We start from the raw sequence: 16,799 nt of genomic DNA, 5'->3' as shown, positions 1-16,799 counted from the left end.
AATTCGGCATTATTTTTGAGATTAGGAATCTAAAAAAATAAACATGAATAAAACTTTACTCATATTACTCTTCACCATAAGCAGTTTTGGTTTATACGCTCAAGATATCAACTGGTTATCTCTTGATGACGCTTTAGCAAAACAAAAAAGAATGCCTAAACCTATTTTTTTAAATGTTTATACGGACTGGCATGCTCCTTGCAAAATGATGGACAAGGGCACTTTTCAAGATGCAGATGTTGTAGAATATATTAACCGAAATTTTTATGCCGTTAAATTTAATGCAGAAGGAAATTCTAGAGTAAATTATTTAGGAAATTATTTTGACAACCCTAATTATGATCCCGAAAGAAAAGGACGTAATAGCACACATGAATTAACTAAATACTTAAAAGTTCCGAGCTATCCAACCCTTTATATATTAGATACTCGCGGTAACATAAAAGAAGTAATTGAAGGGGCTAAAGATCCTACCGAATTATTACATATTTTAAAAAGTTAATAATGTCATCTACGCCGTAGCTCTCCTGTATAGTACAAAAAAGCCTTTTTTTCTTTAATCAAAAAAAATCAAACCGCTTCTATACAAAATCGTTGTTAACGCGCTTTTCATTAGACAAACATATTAATAATTAAAAGACAACTTGATATAAAGTTCTATTAACAAATTCTATCTTTATGCTGGAAAATAAATTTTTAACATTATGAAAATAACAAAAATACTCTTAACAACTCTCTTATCATTCTTCATCATGAGTTTTGTTTTAAAAACGACAGAAGATAAAAATTTAGAATGGCATACTGATGTAAAAAAAGCAGTAGCATTAGCAAAAAAACAGGACAAACCGTTGTTCTTCTTTTTTACTGGTAGCGATTGGTGCGGATGGTGTATTCGCTTACAAAAAGAAGTATTTAAAACCCCAGAATTTGAAAAATGGGCAAAAGAAAATGTAATTTTAGTAGAATTAGATTTTCCAAGAAGAACAGAGCAAGCAACTGAATTAAAAACTCAAAACACACAATTACAACAATTATTTCAAGTTCAAGGATACCCTACGGTATGGTTTGTACAAGCACAAGAAAAAGAAGGAAAAATAAATTTCCAACAATTGGGCAGTACAGGTTATGCAGCTGGCGGTCCAGCGGTATGGATAGATGGAGCCAATAAAATACTTAAAAATTATAGCTCTAACAAAAAACAAAAAAAATAATTCTTACTCAATTATACAGGATCCCTTTTCAAACGTGTTATGAAAAGGGATTTTTCTTTTTAGGCATGTAGCCTTAAAAAACTTCACATAACTTTTAAAATTAGAACCATCTGAAATAATCATTTTAGGTCTATATTGTCTTATCATTCGCTCTAAATTTATTTTAGGAGAATTGGATAAAATCAAAAAATCAACATTTGTTTTATCTAACACAAAATCATTAGAATCAACAAGCAATACTTTTTTACCTGAAATCCAAAAAACATGTTGTTCTTTATCTATATGGAATATTTCATTAAATCCTTGAACTTGATAATCATGCAAAACATGTTCTAAATGACGACCTTTACCTATTGTATTATTGGTATATACTAATGTTTTCCCTCTCTTACTAATCGCAATCATTCTTTGTTTAGGGACATGAAAAACAATAAGTTTTTCTTCGTTCAAATCTTTTATTTTTTTAAAAATCAGGATCGTTTGAAACAGTAATAAAAAACTACATACAGTTATTATTGTCTTAAATCTCGGTTTTTGTAGCCAAATAAAGAGAAATATACTTATTATATAACTGACTAATATTAATTCAAAAGTAAAAGGGATTCCCTTCCATATAAATTCTTCAAAAGAAGCAATCCATTTTATCACAAAATTCATCAGTTGAATTATTTTTACCAAAATCCAAACAAACACATCTACTACACAATTAAAATAAGCGAATAACACAACCAATACACCTAAAGGCATTATAATATATTCTAAAAGAGGTATTACCAAAAGATTTGCAATAAAAAACAAACCTGGAATTTGATGAAAGTAATATAAACTTAAGGGTAAAGTTCCTATTTGAGCTACTAAAGAGACCACAAATAATTTCCAAAAAAATAATACAATCTTATTTTTAGGACTCCATAATCCAATGACAATAGGCTGCATACTCACAATAGAAAGAACCGCTAAATAACTCAGTTGAAATCCGATATCAAAAAGAAAAGCTGGTTGCACAATTAGAATCAGAAATACAGAAGCAGCAAGCGTATTATATATATTAATTTCTTTTTTAAAGCTTACTCCAATTGCTAGCATACTAAACATAACAGTAGAGCGTACTACAGAAGCAGCTAAACCTGCAACAAAAGCAAATCCCCACAATCCTAATAAAACAAAAAACAGTTTCAATAAATCATATCTTTTATCTCTCAAAAAAACAGCCAATATGAAATCTAGTATAAGATAAAGAATCCCCACATGTAGACCTGACACCGAAAGTATATGTATAACACCTGCATCTTGGTAAACTCTTGTCAAATGTTCATCTACCTCTTGTTGCTGGCCTATAACCAATGCTGTTAAAACAGCCAGCTCTTTTTCAGGAAACCCATTCTTTTGTAGTCTATTTATAATTCGATCTCGAAATAAAGCTGCGTAATATCGAATAGATCTTACAGGGGGACTTATACTTTTTAAATCTTCTTTTTTAACACATAATTGACCGTATATGTTTTTTGTTTTAAGATAAGAGGCATAATCAAATTGTCCTAAATTATTAACTGTTTGTATAGGATATATAACTCCTTTCATCAATAACACAGAACCTATCGTTAACTCTATAGCATTTTGCTTTTCTTTAATTATATTTAGGATTACTTTTCCTGAATTGTTTTTTTGATTTATTGATTGAATAGAAACTATATATCGTTTTTTATTAGGAGTACTTTTTAAACGTTCATAAATTATTCCTTTTATATAAACTTTTTTACCCCAATTTTGATAATGTGTAAAATGACTTGATCTACAAGTGTCTTCATGTAGCATAGAAATCAAAATTCCACTAATAGTAAAAATTAATGAAATAAGAATTGACATTCCTAATTGTCCTATTTGCTTTCTAAAAAAAGTAATAGAAAAAATCAAACCAATTGAAATTAGGAAACCCCAGATGAAAATGATGGAAAAGAAGGAAAATGTAAAAAAATGAAACAACACAATTCCCAGTATAAACCAAAAAACCGATTTTATTAATGGGAATTGATAGAGTTTCATTTCAAATAATAGTTAATTTTTATCTAGGACACAATCGCTGTTTCGTTTTTTGACAACTTAACTTTCTTTTTAAAAAATTATAAAAGCTATCTTTCATTCATATTCTGTACAATTAGTCGAGCTGTATTCGCACTAGCACCGCTTCCTCCTAAAACAACTTCTAATTCTTCATAAGATCTTAACATTTTTTCTCGACCATTGCCTTCCAATATTTTTTCTAGTTCTTCTTTAATTCTACTTGAATTACATTCATCTTGTATTAATTCTGACACCACAGGAAGATCCATAATCAAGTTTACTAAAGATATATATTTTAACGTAATAATACGCTTTGCAATTTGATAAGAAATCGCGTTTCCTTTATACAAAACCACTTCTGGAACTTTTAACAGTGCTGTTTCTAAGGTAGCTGTTCCCGATGTTACTAAAGCAGCATGAGAAATACTTAACAGATCATAAGTCCTATTTGAAATAAATTGAACCGATTTACCATCTAAGAATTTTTCATAAAAAGAAAATTCTTGACTAGGCGCTCCCGCTATTACAAATTGATAATCTGGAAAATACGGAACTATGCTTAACATTTCAGAGAGCATTTTAGTAATTTCTTGTTTCCTACTTCCTGGTAATAATGCAATAATTGGTTTAGAGGACAAATTAAACTCTTCTCTCAATGAAATTGCCTTTGTATGTTTTTTATTTTTAATAGCATCTAAAAGCGGATGTCCTACAAAATGAACTTTATAATTATGTTTTTTTTCATAAAATTCTTTTTCAAAAGGTAATATTACATACATTTGGTCAACATCTCTTTTTATAGCATGAATTCTATTTTCTTTCCAAGCCCATATTTGTGGTGAAATGTAGTAATGTGTAGCAATACCTAAACTTTTTGCCCACTTAGCAATCCGCATATTAAATCCTGGATAATCAATAAAGATAATAGCATCTGGTGCAAAATTCAGTATATCTTCTTTACAAAATTTAAGATTTTTAAATATTGTATTCAAGTTCATTACAACCTCTACGAATCCCATAAAAGCCAAATCACGATAATGTTTTACTAAAACACCTCCTGATTCTTGCATTAAATCGCCTCCCCAAAAACGGATATCAGCCTTAGGATCTTCCTTATAAAGAGCCTTCATTAAATTAGCTCCGTGCAAATCTCCCGAAGCTTCACCTGCTATAATATAATATTTCATCTATACAAAAAGTGTAATAATAGCTAAAATAATAGTTGATAACACTACACCTCTAGCCATTAATTCTTTATTTAATTTTAATAACCCAAAAAAAATCACCATATTTAGCATCGCTCCTAAAGTGATTATTTTACCTAGAAAACCTAAAGATTTCATTTGAGTAATTCCATCAATAAAATTATAATTCGTAAAAAGTTTAAAAAATAAAAAAACACCTATCAAAGCGGCTAAAAAACCAAGAATTGTTCCTTTTATTAACTCTAACTTATTCATCCCATTTCCAATTATTAAGTTCTTGAATGGCATGATAAGCTGTTAAATCAAATTGAATAGGTACAATAGATACATATCCATTAGCTAATGCCCATTCATCTGTATCCTTTCCTATATCTTCACAAATAAATTCACCTGCTAACCAATAATAATCTTTTCCAAAAGGCGATTGCCTTTTATCAAACTTTTCAACCCATTTAGCCTTTGCTTGACGGCCTATTTTGATACCTTTTATATCAGAAGCAGGTAATTTGGGAAAATTAACATTTAACACAACCCCTTTAGGTAATCCATTTTGTAAAACCTGTTCAATAATTTTTGTTATATAGGGCTTAAGAGCACTAAAATCAGCATTCCACGAAAAATCACACAAAGAAAAGCCAATAGAAGGGATTCCTTCAATTCCAGCTTCTATAACGGCACTCATCGTACCTGAATAAATAACATTAATAGCAGAATTAGACCCATGATTAATTCCTGATACACAAAGATCAATAGGTTCATTTATTATCTCATTTTTTGCCATCTTAACGCAATCTGAAGGAGTTCCTGATGTTGTATATTCTAATACTTCCGCATCATCAGCCGATATCTTATTTAAGTACAATGTACTATTTACAGTAATAGCATGTCCCATTCCGCTTTGAGGACTATCGGGAGCTACAACTACTACATTTCCAATCTCTTTAACTATTTCTACTAAATTTCGTATGCCAGGAGCTGTAATCCCATCGTCATTCGTTACTAATATAAGTGGTTTTTTCATTTAAATAATACATAAAAAAGTCTTGCTAAAATAAGGAATTTAAATTGTTCTAACTAATTTTGTAGCTTTAACAAAAAATTATAGCCTCAACATTATTTTAGCATATTTTTTTATGTATTTTAGTATTTAGATATGGATACAATCTGGACATTTATGAAAAAGAACTACAAATTATTACTGCTCACAGTAGCAGTATCAGCTGTATTATGGAGTTTTAAACCAACATTTAAAACTGAAGACCCAGAAAAGGATCGAGTTCTACTAGACGCGATTGTAAGCGTTTTAGAAGTTTACCACTACACCCCTGCTACTATCAACGATAATTTTTCAAAAAATGTATTCGAAAATTTCATTGATGCCTTAGATCCTTCTAAACGTTTTTTTATTGAATCAGACATTCGAGAATTTAAAAATTTTGAGTATCAAATCGACGACATGATACAAGCTCGAAACCTGAGTTTTTTTAATCTCGTATACGAAAGACTTCAAAAAAGAATGAACGAAGCTAAAGTTATTTACAGAGCATTAAATGACAAACCTTTTAATTTCAACCTAGACGAATCTATAGACATAGACTCAGATAAAATTGAATTTTCAAAAAATTATAATGAATTAAAAAACAGATGGCGTTTACAAATCAAACTTTCTACTCTAGCATCTGTTGTAGATAAACAAAAACTAGAGGATGAAAAAAAAGCAAAAGATCCCAACTATTCAAGCAAAACATTTGATCAATTAGAAAAAGAATCAAGAGAAGCTGCTATAAAAAATCTAGATGAATATTTTGATTTTGTTAGTGATTTAGATCGCGAAGATTGGTTTGAAGTTTACTTAAATTCAATTGTAACACAATTTGATCCACATACTTTCTATTTTGCTCCAGAAGAAAAAGAAAAGTTCGACATAAGCATGAGCGGCAAATTAGAAGGTATTGGTGCCAAACTACAAAAAAAGAATGATAATACTGAAATTTCAGAATTAATTTCTGGAGGTCCCGCATGGAAAAACAAAGAGTTAGAACCAGGTGACATTGTATTAAAAGTAGCCCAAGGAAATAATGAACCAGTAGATGTTGTGGGAATGCGTCTTGATGATGTAGTCAAAAAGATAAAAGGTCCAAAAGGAACAGAAGTTCGTCTAACGGTAAAAAAGACAGATGGAACAATAAAAGTAATACGTTTAATACGTGACATTGTTGAAATAGAAGAAACATACGCTAAGTCAAGTATACTTGAAAAAAATGGAAGAAAATTTGGACTAATTCATTTACCAAAATTTTATATTGATTTTGAAAACGATGATAATCGTGATGCCGCTAAAGATGTAGAAGCAGAAGTCCTAAAACTTAAAAAAGCAGGAGTGGAAGGCATTGTTATGGATCTGCGCGACAATGGAGGAGGTTCCCTAAAAACAGTTGTAGATATAACAGGTCTATTTATTGATCAAGGACCTGTAGTACAAGTTAAATCGTCTGGACATAAAAAAGATGTTTTATCTGATCATAATACCAAAGTTCAATGGAATGGCCCATTAGTAGTCCTACAAAATAATTTTTCAGCCTCAGCATCAGAAATATTTGCAGCCGCTATCCAAGATTATAAAAGAGGGATTATTTTAGGAAGTAAACAATCTTTTGGAAAAGGAACTGTTCAAAATGTTTTCGATCTAAATCAATTAAAAACAAAATTTAATCTCAACTTTAATATGGGAGCCTTAAAAACCACTACTCAAAAGTTTTACAGAGTAAACGGTGGCTCTACTCAATTAGAAGGCGTTACAAGTGATGTTGTTTTTCCTGATCGGTATACTTATATAAAGATAGGAGAAAGAGACGAAAAGAAAGCTTTACAATGGGACAAAATAGACCCTGCCAATTACCAAGTAACAAACAGTATAAGCAATTTTGCTAGTGTTGTAGCAAACAGTCAAAAAAGAGTTATAGAAAATCCACAATTTAAGTTAATAGACCAAAATGCCAAATGGATAAATGAAAGAAAAGACGAAAGCATGGTTAATCTTAAAATGGATAAATTCATTACGGAACAAAAAAATATAGAAGAAGCCACCAAAAAATTTAAAGATATTACAAAATACAAAAATAATTTAGGTATTAATAATATAACAGATGAAAATGAGTTAATAAAAAAAGATCCTATTTTTGCACAAAAGCGTAAAGACTGGTTTGACGCTATTTCTAAAGATGCCTACATAGATGAAGCGATTAACGTTTTAAGTGAAATTAAAAGTCCTTCATTTATAAACAAAACATCTCCTACAAAAAAAAACAAATTAGTTGTAAAATCGTAAAAAATCATATAAGCAAAGAGGTCGCCTTAGGGCGACCTCTTTGCTTATATAAAAATCCAAAATACAGTCTAAAACATTTTCAAAAACACATTCTTTCAATAATAATCTTTATATCCTTATTCCTTTTAGCTTAATATATAAAACTATCTATTTACATAATCTTTTCCTTAACTTCAGCATTAACCATTTTTACAACATTTAAAAATATAAATTCTTATACAACAAAAAAACTTAAGTTACATAAGTAAATTGATTAGAAATCATTTAAAAAGAACTTCAAAACGTATTATATAATATTGTTTCTATTTCTATACGTCTATATTTTTATTTAACCCAGATTACGGATTAGACTTCGTTGTGAAACAAAATTTTTCAACAAATTCAAGTGCTCACGGAAAATTTAGAAGAAGAAATAGTGAACTATTTTGATGATTAAAATTTGAGTACATAATTAAATTAGAAAAAAATAAAGTAGAATAAGTTTTCTTCGCCAATTCACTTCATTAGAGTCTAATCCGAAATTTGAGTTAAATGAATAATCTAAAATACAGACAAGAAAAGACTATCTATCATACGTTAGAAAAAGTTAAAATAAGGAATAATAAAAAACTACTAGAAAACAAAAAAAATCATTTTTTACTCAAATTATTCTTTTCAGTTTTTTCACAGACTACAATACCTTCTTATTTCATAAAAAAAGACTAAAATAATAAATCACACGAATCATATTACTAGAGGCAAGATATTGAAAAACAAAAAATTAACAAAAGATTAATAAAAAAACTGTTAATAAAACTCCATTTACAAGTTTCCTTTTTCATAAGGATTTATATTTTTAGCTTTGCTAAAAATAATAGAAAAATAAATTTGTTAAAAAAACAATATAAAATAAAAAATTAAACACTTTTAGTTTTAAATTATCAAAACTTCACGCTTTTAAATCCCTTAACATTTTATTAAAACTATAACACTGTATATTTGTAAAACAGATAACAAGGAAGTTATTTAAAACTTAAAAACGGGAGGAACTAAGAAATTTAGTAAAATCATGATGATTACCTCCAAAATTATCTTTTTTTTTACAAATCTATTTTTTAGAGAGCCCCTTTACAGAAATCAACTTCCTTTAAAATTACTTATTATTAATTTAATTTCAAAAAAAAATGAAAAAAATTTTTTTAACATTAGTAGTAGTTTCTTCATTATTTTCATGTTCAAAAGATGAAGTAAACGAACCAAAATCAGTTGAATCAGTAAAAGTAAATTCACAAAGAGTAAGTGAAGAAGTATTTGGCAAAGTTTATTATAATCAAGAAGGAGATCTAAAATTAAGAATCATGAGAAGTGTTAGAGACCCTAAAAAAATAAGTTTAGTATCTGCTGAAGACAGTAAGGATTATTTTCTTCTTAGAGATGCTGAAGCATTATTTGTTCCAGCCAGTTCAAAATTTGATGCGTATTTTTTATCTAAAGCTGATAAATTTATGAATACTGCTGAAAGAACTCCATTTATTAAAAAATTCAACAATATATTGGTATTAGCTGCTAGTAATGGCACAGCTGCAAGATTAGATATAGCAAAAGATTTATCTTATGTTGAATTGAAGGGCGAAACTGACGCAATTAAATTCACAAAGTTATAGTTAATTAACTTCAAAAATTAACATACTTTATTCAATTATAACTTAAAAAAACAACAAGTTATAATCCCATCTAGAAACCTCTAAGAACTTTATTATTAAGAACAAAAGTCCTTGGAGGTTTTTATATATTATTTAGATTGTCTATTAAACCCAGATTTCAAGAAAGTATTGTTCTTTGACAAATGAGAGCTAACTTGCACTTGCGAGCGAAGCCTATGTATAAAATGGTGAATTTATCCCCTCCCAGATTTTGGCTGAAATGTAAAAAGGCTTCCATTTGGAAGCCCTTTGAGACAATCAATGATGAAACACCATGTTATCTCGTATAGAATAATTTAAGCAAAGATATTACATTTCCTCGCATTTTAATAAAAAGATATTTTATGAAAAGTTTCGAAAAAATGCAAATTGTAAATCCCAATGCTGCAGGAATTGATGTTGGGTCACGTTCTCATTTTGTAGCCATAGGACAGGATGAAAATCAAATTAGAGAATTTAATGTTTATCAATCAGGATTATGCGCTTTGGTAGCTTATCTTCAAGAGAACAAGATTCGTAGTGTTGCTTTGGAGTCCACAGGGAGTTATTGGCAATCATTGTTTATGATCTTGCAGGGAAATGGTTTTGAAGTTCTTTTGGTTCAAGGGACTCAAACAAAAAACCTCAAAGCAAAGACAGATGTGAAAGATGCACAATGGATACAGAAACTTCATTCTTTAGGGCTATTACGAGGTTCTTTTTTGCCCTCTGAAACCACTTTGCAGATAAGAACACTTCATAGACATCGTTCTAGTTTGATTGAACAAAGTTCAGGCTTTGTAAACAAAATGCAAAAAGCATTACGTTTAATGAACTTCAGACTCGACGTTGTGATAAGTGACATCACAGGAGTTTCTGGAATAAGAGTAATTGAGATGATACTATCAGGTGAAACTTCAGGTGAAAAATTAGCTGAATATTGCGACAAACGAGTTAAAAAAAGCAAAGAAGAAATAGCCGACGCTTTACAAGGTAAAATAAACAATGAATACCTACATGAGCTTTCCGATTGTTATGATATTTACAGACTTATTCAAGATAAAATAAAAAACACCGATACTCGTATTGATCAAGTGCTGAAAAATCAAACCAGAGAAATTGTTTTATCAGAAGATATCGAATTGGTAAAGAAACAGAATAAAGGGAAAAACCAACCCAAATTTGATGTACAGAAATATAGTTTAAAACTTTTTGGAGTAGATCTCTTTGCTATAGAATCAGTTTGCTCAGGAACCGTTACTAGTTTTTTAGCCGAAATAGGCACCGATATATATAAATTCAAGACCTCCAAGCAATTTGTGAATTGGCTCAGGTTAGCTCCAAATAATAAAATTAGTGGAGGTAAGGTTTTGAGTAGCAGAACTCCAAAAGGGAAAAATAAATTTGCATTGACATTAAGAAATGCGGCAAATACAATTGAAAGAAAAAAAGAAGGTTACCTCGTTATGTTCTTTAAAAGGATTTCTTTTAAAAAAGGAAGAGGTGCTGCAATTACAGCAACAGCAAGAAAAATAGCAGTTATAATTTGGAATATGATAGTCAAAAAACAACATTATATACCAATAAATACAGACCAATATATTCAAGAAATGAAGAATAAAAAAACGATACAAATTAAAAAAATGATTAAAAAATACGGAATCGAAACTACTTCTTTATCAATTCCTTAAATTAAGTTAGATAGAATTCCGCATTAGACTTCGTTGTGAAATAAAATTTTTCAATAAATTCAAGTGCTCACGGAAAATTTTAGAAGAAGAAATAGTGAACTATTTTGATGATTAAAATTTGAGTACGTGCTTGAATTTGAAGAAAAATAAAGTGGAATAGATTTACTTCGTCTATTCGCTACGCTCGGGTCTAATGCGTAATCTGGGTTTAATATATAGTTCTATTTGATCAATTCCATAAGCAATAAAAATTTCTAAAATTTATTGATTTTACAAAAGTCAAATTTTAGACATAAAAACTAATGCTGAATCTGGATTTAAGAAATACTCACAAAATAAGCAAACAAAAGAGTTTCTATCTAATAATAGAAAATAATATTAATAGGTATTGGGCATCATCTATTCCTTTTGAATCAGTATAAACTTAATAAAATACCTAAAAAATCAAATAATAAAAACTCTTAATTACGCGATAACCTTTCTGATGAAGATAAAAGAACAAAAGAAAAATACATAGATTTTTTCTTTTGAAGACAAGGTTATCACTACATTGGGAATACAAATAAAGCTTTTAAAATTCAAAGTCAATAAAAGCCTTATATAAAAAAAGGATACCTATTCAGATATCCTTTTTTCAATATTATAAAATCTTATTAATTAAACTGTGCTCTATTATCTTCTATCTTAGCATCACGCTTTAACAAATAAAATAATCTGCCAGCTGAAGAACCTTTTATCTGTCCTTCTAAACGTGCTATGACATCTTTAAAGTCTTTTGAAGGAACCGCTTTTTTAGTGCTTTTTACTTTTATTTTGAAAACACCAGAATTACCTGCAATAGTTGACGACACTACTCCTGTTTTTAAAGAAAAAGCAGCCCCTACCACTTTAGGCTCTGGACCTATTGACTCGATAAAAGATCCTGCTGCTGATACATCTTTTGCTTCTTTAACTGGCGAACCTGTTGCCTTAGCTACTGCATCTAAAGTATTGCCTTTCATCTTTTCTTCAATCATTTTTGCTTTTTTCTCGTTTTTCAACTTATATCCAAAAGTATTTTTTGCTTCTTCTATAGACATTAATCCTGAATCATTAATTGATTTTAATTTTACTATAACATGTGCATTTGGAGTTTGAAAACGCTTAACATCATCTTTATTTCCTGAAAATGCCCAACGCACTATTTCTCTTTGAGAACCTACTCCTGGAATATTTTCATCTAATGCAAATACTCTTGCAGCTGGAGCAACTGTTAATTTTTCTGCTTTTACTGCTGCATCAAAACCTTTTTCATTTGCTAAAATTTCAAATTTAGATGCTTTAGTAAATGCTTCATCACTTGTAGCCTCTGAAGGCACAATTTTTTGTGCTATAGTAGCTAAACGGATTCCGTCTTGTTTATCTGTTACTTGAATTATATGGTATCCAAATTCTGTTTCTACAATACCAATCTTACCTACTGGGTTTCCAAATACAAAGTTTTCAAAATTTTTAGTCATTTGCCCTTTTGAGAAATATCCTAAATCACCTCCTTGTTGTTTAGAGTTATCATCTGAATTAGTCATTGCTAACATTGCAAAAGATCCTGGATTAGCTTGTACTTGCGCTAACAAAACTGCTGCTTTAGCTTTTGCTTCTTCTTTTGTTCTATTGGCTTGTGGACCTGCTGAACCTTTAAAAGACAATAAGATATGACTTGCTTTAGCGTTAACTCCTGCCTTTTTACCCATAGATTTAGAAATACAGTAGTATTCACCAAAAATATAAGGCCCATAAGTTGTCCCAGGAGCTGTATTAAACAAAGCTTCTGCATGATCTACTGGCAAATCTTTTTTAGCTATATAAGTAGAATCATATTTAATGTCTGAATTTGTATTTACAAACTCAATTACGTTTGACGTGTTACGGAAACCTGCTAAAGTATCATTTTTACCTGTTTTAGCATTGTATACTACTGAGGCATTCATTAAAGCATTTACTTTATCTTTAACTGCTTTTTCATCAGCTACTGAAGGTTTATCCTCAATTACGACGTACTCTAATTCACGAGAAGGTTCTGCCTTGTACTTCTTCTTATTTTTTTTCATATAAGAGATGATTTCATCATCCGTTAATTCAACCTTTTTATCTTCTACAGTTGAATAAGGAACAGACACTAAATCGAAAGTAACTTTATTATTTTCTAATTCGTAGTTAAACTTACCTTCTGCTTGTGTTGTATAATAAGATCCTTTAATCATTGAATTATACATTTGTTCTTTAGCAAATTGCGCTACAGATTTTTCATAATTCAACCATTGATTCCATGATTCAGGTTGTTTCTTCATTGAGTTTAAAAACTCATTGAATTTTGCTTTATCAAATTTACCAGCTGCATTTAAAAACTGTGGGTTTTGTGAAAATTGAGGATCCTCTTTAATCACATTAATCAATTGGTCATCGCCAATTCTTAACCCTGTTCTTTCAAACTGATTTTCTAATAAAACTCTTCTAATTTCTTGTTCCCAAATACTATTACCCGCTTGTGTAAAAGAAACGCCTTGTTGACTTTTTTGTAAAGCATCTACTTTATTTCTAAAATCTTCAAAAGTGATATCTACACCGTTAATAGTACCTGCATTTCTCGAATTGAATATAGAAGTCCCATTTTCAATTAAGGCACCTATTACGAATGCAAATAATGACAAACCTACAATACCGGCTACCAATAGAGAACGCTGTCTAATTTTTGATAAAACTGCCATTTTATATCTTAATTTTTTAATTCAGTTGGCGAAAATACAACTATCTATGAAATAATAAAATAAGTTCGCTTTTATTTTAGCTTAAAGTTTGTTTTTTTCTAATTATTATCTTTCTTCTCAAATTTTTTTGCAAAATTTCTTCTAAAGAAAAACATAGCAATAGCGCCTAATCCTAAGAAAAAACTTAAATAAAACGTATCATTATTTGAGTTTTTTTTAGAAAAAGCATCATAAAACAAAAAAGCTGCCGCTACCAAATAAGCGTATTGGGTATATTTCATATACTTCATAAATTCAATATTTTTTTTTACAATAATTAAAAAAATCTAATCTTTTGTTTACTATGGTTATTTATTTATGTCATTCTCTTTTTATAATCTATTTTTGAAGATCACAAATTATAGGTTCCTTGTATATTTTGGGTATCTAGGAAATGAAAATCTTTACTAAAATCAATTCCTATTCCATTAATTACACTTCCATCATTAATAAATTTAAATGGTTTTTGGGTAAAAAACCACTCATTTTTTTGATCATAATACAGTTGTTCTGTTTCTAAACGTTTCCCATCATGAGTTGTAATAATAACGTTTTGACTTAATTCTATTAAATTTGTTTTGTTGTAGATTATAGCATATTGAGAGGTTACCAAACTCTTATTTCCCTTTTCATCATAAACAGCTAAATTTAATCCATCGGGAAACTCATTAAATGGAAACTCTGCCGTGGTATAATCCAGCATTTTAGGCGAAATTAAAACGGCTTTAATTCGTCCAGAATCAGTATATTTAAGATTAAAGTCTTCAACTTCTCCTATGGGATTAATTGATGTAATTCCTATTTTTCGAACTTCATTTATACTGTTTTCACAAGACATAAAAAAAAGTGAAGCCATTGAAGATAGCAACACTTTTAATATTCCTTTTTTTTGAAAAAGATTAATCATATTTACGTTTTACAAACCATCTATCATTAAACGAAAACCCTACAGAAAAATTCATATAATTTTCCTTCACAAGACCTGCTGCTGTTGTTCCTTTTTGCCCGTATTCAAATCCTATGTTAACATTAGAAAAAGTACCTCCTAACGGCAAACCTAGCCCTAATGTTAAAGCTTTATCCTTTATAGATTCTCCTTGAGCTAAGATACCAATATTTTCATAACGAAGTCCTCCTCTGTACACTACTCGATTTAAGTAACCTGAAAACGCATTGTACTTAGGGATATAATATCCTCCTAGAGCAATCTTTGCTTTCCCTTCTCCTGTTAATGCTTTATTGTCATCCAATCCTATATCCCCTTTTGTAGCAAATGAAGATTCAAAACCTATAGCCCATTTTTTGTCTATTCCAAAAGTAGATCCAAATGTAAACTGGCTACGATTATTTCTAAACGAATTTTTTTGTTCTGCACCAAAACTAATTTCAGCCCCGGTAACAGTATAAATCAGCCCTTTGTTTTTCACTTCTTCTACTCTTAATCCTAATGGTAGATCAACTGTTCCTGATGTAACAAAGTCATATTGGGCAATTTTCGTTTTATAAAATGCTCCTAATCTCACATTGCCTCCTCTAACTTCATACTTTGATCGTTCAAATGTTGCATTTGCATCAGCATCATGAACAAATAGTATATTTTTTTGAATTATCCCAAAATCATAATCAAACTCTACACCTAGACTAAACTTAGGTCTAAGTTTGTAGCCCAATGATACGTAAGCTCTATTCATTCCTCCTAAGCCTTCCAAATTACGCATATCTGTTCCTTCTTTAGAATTTATTTTATACCCTACATAGGAATTAGCGTATAGCCCTACTCCTACTCCTAACTTATTCGTTAGAGGAAAAGCAGCTGTAAGATAATCAAAAGTAACTCTATTTGCTTTTTCTTCTATACTTGTATTTTTAAGTTTTACTGATGAAAAAGCCCCTCCCATAGATAATGCTGTCAATTTTATAGCCGATAAACTTGCTGGATTCTGAAAGTTAATATGGATACTATCCATAACAGTACCCATTCCTGCCATTGAACGATTTTCAACTGAATTGGCAAACTTAGTCTCACCAAGACCATAAGACGAATAAAATGAAGACGAACCCGTTTGAGCAACATTCTGTAATGTAAAAAGGAAAAAAATTCCTAAAATTATTTTTCTAAACATTGTATTTGGTATTGGTATATACGATTCAAACTTTCCAATAAAAAGTTTGAATTGGCAAATATGGTATTTTTTAATCGTTTAGCCAAAAAATTAGCATCACCTCCCGTTAAAATTATGATAAAATTTCCTTTTGTTCTGATTAACGCATCAATATAGCCATCTATTTCAAATTGCAAACCATTAACAACACCAGAATGCATAGAATTAATAGTTGAGTTTCCTATTAATCCTGCTGGCTCTTTTAATTCCAACAAAGGTAATTTAGCTGTGTAATGGTGCATAGATTCATAACGAAGTCTTAAACCTGGAGAAATAGCCCCTCCATAATAAACATTTTGCGCATCTACAAAATCATACGTAACACAAGTTCCTACATCAATAATTAATCTATTTTGGGATGGAAACTGCAAAACGGCACCTGCTGCCAAAACCATACGATCTATCCCAAGTGTAGCAGGTGTTGCATATTGATTATCAAAAGGAAACTTGGTTTCTCTAGAAATCTGTAAGATATTATACTTTTTTTGGAGCCATTCTATTTGTTCTTCTTCTAATTTACCAACCGATGAGAGAACTAAATTCTGGCACAAAGGATATTTATTTAAAATTTTTTCCATTTCTGGTAAAAAATTTTCAAGTAAAAAAGAAAAAAAACCTAAAAACATATCTTTCTCTATAACAGCTACTTTAACTCTTGTATTTCCGACATCTATTGTTAAAACCATCTTATTTTTAA

General features: G+C 29.8%; 14 protein-coding genes. 5 read left to right on the top strand and 9 right to left on the bottom strand.

Going from position 1 to position 16,799, the window contains the following annotated elements:
- The first annotated feature begins 43 nt into the window (after window positions 1–43).
- Window positions 44–502 carry a thioredoxin fold domain-containing protein gene (locus NAB20_RS06085; protein ID WP_105195701.1) on the top strand — a complete coding sequence of 153 codons (459 nt, stop codon included), beginning with the start codon at window positions 44–46 and terminating at the stop codon, window positions 500–502.
- Window positions 503–704: 202 nt separating this feature from the next.
- Complete coding sequence (locus NAB20_RS06080; RefSeq protein ID WP_088392293.1) at window positions 705–1,211, top strand: thioredoxin family protein; 507 nt, start codon at window positions 705–707, stop codon at window positions 1,209–1,211.
- A gap of 3 nt (window positions 1,212–1,214) precedes the next feature.
- On the opposite strand, the gene NAB20_RS06075 is transcribed toward NAB20_RS06080, so the two are convergent.
- The 4 genes from NAB20_RS06075 to surE form a co-directional block, all read right to left on the bottom strand.
- On the bottom strand, window positions 1,215–3,125 hold the full coding sequence (locus NAB20_RS06075) for a ComEC/Rec2 family competence protein (RefSeq protein ID WP_375605693.1): 1,911 nt from the start codon (window positions 3,123–3,125) through the stop codon (window positions 1,215–1,217).
- Window positions 3,126–3,340: 215 nt separating this feature from the next.
- Window positions 3,341–4,459 (bottom strand): lipid-A-disaccharide synthase, encoded by a 1,119-nt coding sequence (gene lpxB / locus NAB20_RS06070; protein ID WP_105195704.1) that lies wholly within the window; start codon window positions 4,457–4,459, stop codon window positions 3,341–3,343.
- Entirely contained in the window at window positions 4,460–4,732 is a 273-nt protein-coding gene (locus NAB20_RS06065; protein ID WP_088392287.1) for a hypothetical protein, read from the bottom strand. It lies immediately after the preceding gene.
- Window positions 4,725–5,498, bottom strand: coding sequence for a 5'/3'-nucleotidase SurE (gene surE, locus NAB20_RS06060; protein ID WP_088392285.1), 774 nt, complete (start codon window positions 5,496–5,498; stop codon window positions 4,725–4,727). The genes NAB20_RS06065 and surE overlap by 8 nt, the downstream gene beginning before the upstream one ends.
- Window positions 5,499–5,630: 132 nt before the next feature.
- Here surE and NAB20_RS06055 point away from each other — a divergent pair, with 132 nt between their 5' ends.
- The 3 genes from NAB20_RS06055 to NAB20_RS06045 all read left to right on the top strand — a co-directional run bounded on the left by NAB20_RS06055 (window position 5,631) and on the right by NAB20_RS06045 (window position 11,157).
- The gene (locus NAB20_RS06055; RefSeq protein WP_375605692.1) at window positions 5,631–7,805 is read left to right on the top strand and encodes a carboxy terminal-processing peptidase; all 2,175 of its coding nucleotides are present in this window, start codon (window positions 5,631–5,633) and stop codon (window positions 7,803–7,805) included.
- Between the two features lie 1,163 nt (window positions 7,806–8,968).
- Window positions 8,969–9,448, top strand: a complete 480-nt coding sequence (locus tag NAB20_RS06050; RefSeq protein WP_105196314.1) for a hypothetical protein — start codon at window positions 8,969–8,971, stop codon at window positions 9,446–9,448.
- A 383-nt stretch (window positions 9,449–9,831) separates the two neighbouring features.
- Complete coding sequence (locus tag NAB20_RS06045) at window positions 9,832–11,157, top strand: IS110 family transposase (RefSeq protein WP_127823139.1); 1,326 nt, start codon at window positions 9,832–9,834, stop codon at window positions 11,155–11,157.
- A gap of 653 nt (window positions 11,158–11,810) precedes the next feature.
- Here the strand turns inward: NAB20_RS06045 and NAB20_RS06040 are convergent.
- The 5 genes from NAB20_RS06040 to NAB20_RS06020 all read right to left on the bottom strand — a co-directional run bounded on the left by NAB20_RS06040 (window position 11,811) and on the right by NAB20_RS06020 (window position 16,788).
- The gene (locus NAB20_RS06040; RefSeq protein WP_105196315.1) at window positions 11,811–13,901 is read right to left on the bottom strand and encodes a peptidylprolyl isomerase; all 2,091 of its coding nucleotides are present in this window, start codon (window positions 13,899–13,901) and stop codon (window positions 11,811–11,813) included.
- Window positions 13,902–13,999: 98 nt separating this feature from the next.
- A complete protein-coding gene (locus NAB20_RS06035; RefSeq protein ID WP_164849125.1) occupies window positions 14,000–14,191 on the bottom strand; it encodes a hypothetical protein in 192 nt (63 codons plus the stop codon).
- Window positions 14,192–14,292: 101 nt separating this feature from the next.
- The gene (lptC, locus tag NAB20_RS06030; protein ID WP_235878590.1) at window positions 14,293–14,796 is read right to left on the bottom strand and encodes an LPS export ABC transporter periplasmic protein LptC; all 504 of its coding nucleotides are present in this window, start codon (window positions 14,794–14,796) and stop codon (window positions 14,293–14,295) included.
- 43 nt (window positions 14,797–14,839) lie between these two features.
- Window positions 14,840–16,063 carry a hypothetical protein gene (locus NAB20_RS06025; RefSeq protein WP_375605691.1) on the bottom strand — a complete coding sequence of 408 codons (1,224 nt, stop codon included), beginning with the start codon at window positions 16,061–16,063 and terminating at the stop codon, window positions 14,840–14,842.
- Window positions 16,048–16,788 (bottom strand): type III pantothenate kinase, encoded by a 741-nt coding sequence (locus NAB20_RS06020; RefSeq protein WP_088391421.1) that lies wholly within the window; start codon window positions 16,786–16,788, stop codon window positions 16,048–16,050. The genes NAB20_RS06025 and NAB20_RS06020 overlap by 16 nt, the downstream gene beginning before the upstream one ends.
- Window positions 16,789–16,799 lie beyond the last annotated feature (11 nt).

It is taken from the genome of Flavobacterium davisii (assembly GCF_042182265.1).
In the GTDB taxonomy this organism is placed as follows: Bacteria; Bacteroidota; Bacteroidia; order Flavobacteriales; family Flavobacteriaceae; genus Flavobacterium; species Flavobacterium davisii.
The sequence above is the reverse complement of the archived record's forward strand: the minus strand, read 5'-3'. Positions and strand labels throughout refer to the sequence as shown.

Coding starts and splice junctions, on each gene's coding strand:
- NAB20_RS06085 (WP_105195701.1), top strand. CDS start 44: ATGAATAAAACTTTACTCATATTACTCTTCACCATAAGCAGTTTTGGT.
- NAB20_RS06080 (WP_088392293.1), top strand. CDS start 705: ATGAAAATAACAAAAATACTCTTAACAACTCTCTTATCATTCTTCATC.
- lpxB (WP_105195704.1), bottom strand. CDS start 4,459: ATGAAATATTATATTATAGCAGGTGAAGCTTCGGGAGATTTGCACGGA.
- NAB20_RS06065 (WP_088392287.1), bottom strand. CDS start 4,732: ATGAATAAGTTAGAGTTAATAAAAGGAACAATTCTTGGTTTTTTAGCC.
- surE (WP_088392285.1), bottom strand. CDS start 5,498: ATGAAAAAACCACTTATATTAGTAACGAATGACGATGGGATTACAGCT.
- NAB20_RS06055 (WP_375605692.1), top strand. CDS start 5,631: ATGGATACAATCTGGACATTTATGAAAAAGAACTACAAATTATTACTG.
- NAB20_RS06050 (WP_105196314.1), top strand. CDS start 8,969: ATGAAAAAAATTTTTTTAACATTAGTAGTAGTTTCTTCATTATTTTCA.
- NAB20_RS06045 (WP_127823139.1), top strand. CDS start 9,832: ATGAAAAGTTTCGAAAAAATGCAAATTGTAAATCCCAATGCTGCAGGA.
- NAB20_RS06040 (WP_105196315.1), bottom strand. CDS start 13,901: ATGGCAGTTTTATCAAAAATTAGACAGCGTTCTCTATTGGTAGCCGGT.
- NAB20_RS06035 (WP_164849125.1), bottom strand. CDS start 14,191: ATGAAGTATATGAAATATACCCAATACGCTTATTTGGTAGCGGCAGCT.
- lptC (WP_235878590.1), bottom strand. CDS start 14,796: ATGGCTTCACTTTTTTTTATGTCTTGTGAAAACAGTATAAATGAAGTT.
- NAB20_RS06025 (WP_375605691.1), bottom strand. CDS start 16,063: ATGTTTAGAAAAATAATTTTAGGAATTTTTTTCCTTTTTACATTACAG.
- NAB20_RS06020 (WP_088391421.1), bottom strand. CDS start 16,788: ATGGTTTTAACAATAGATGTCGGAAATACAAGAGTTAAAGTAGCTGTT.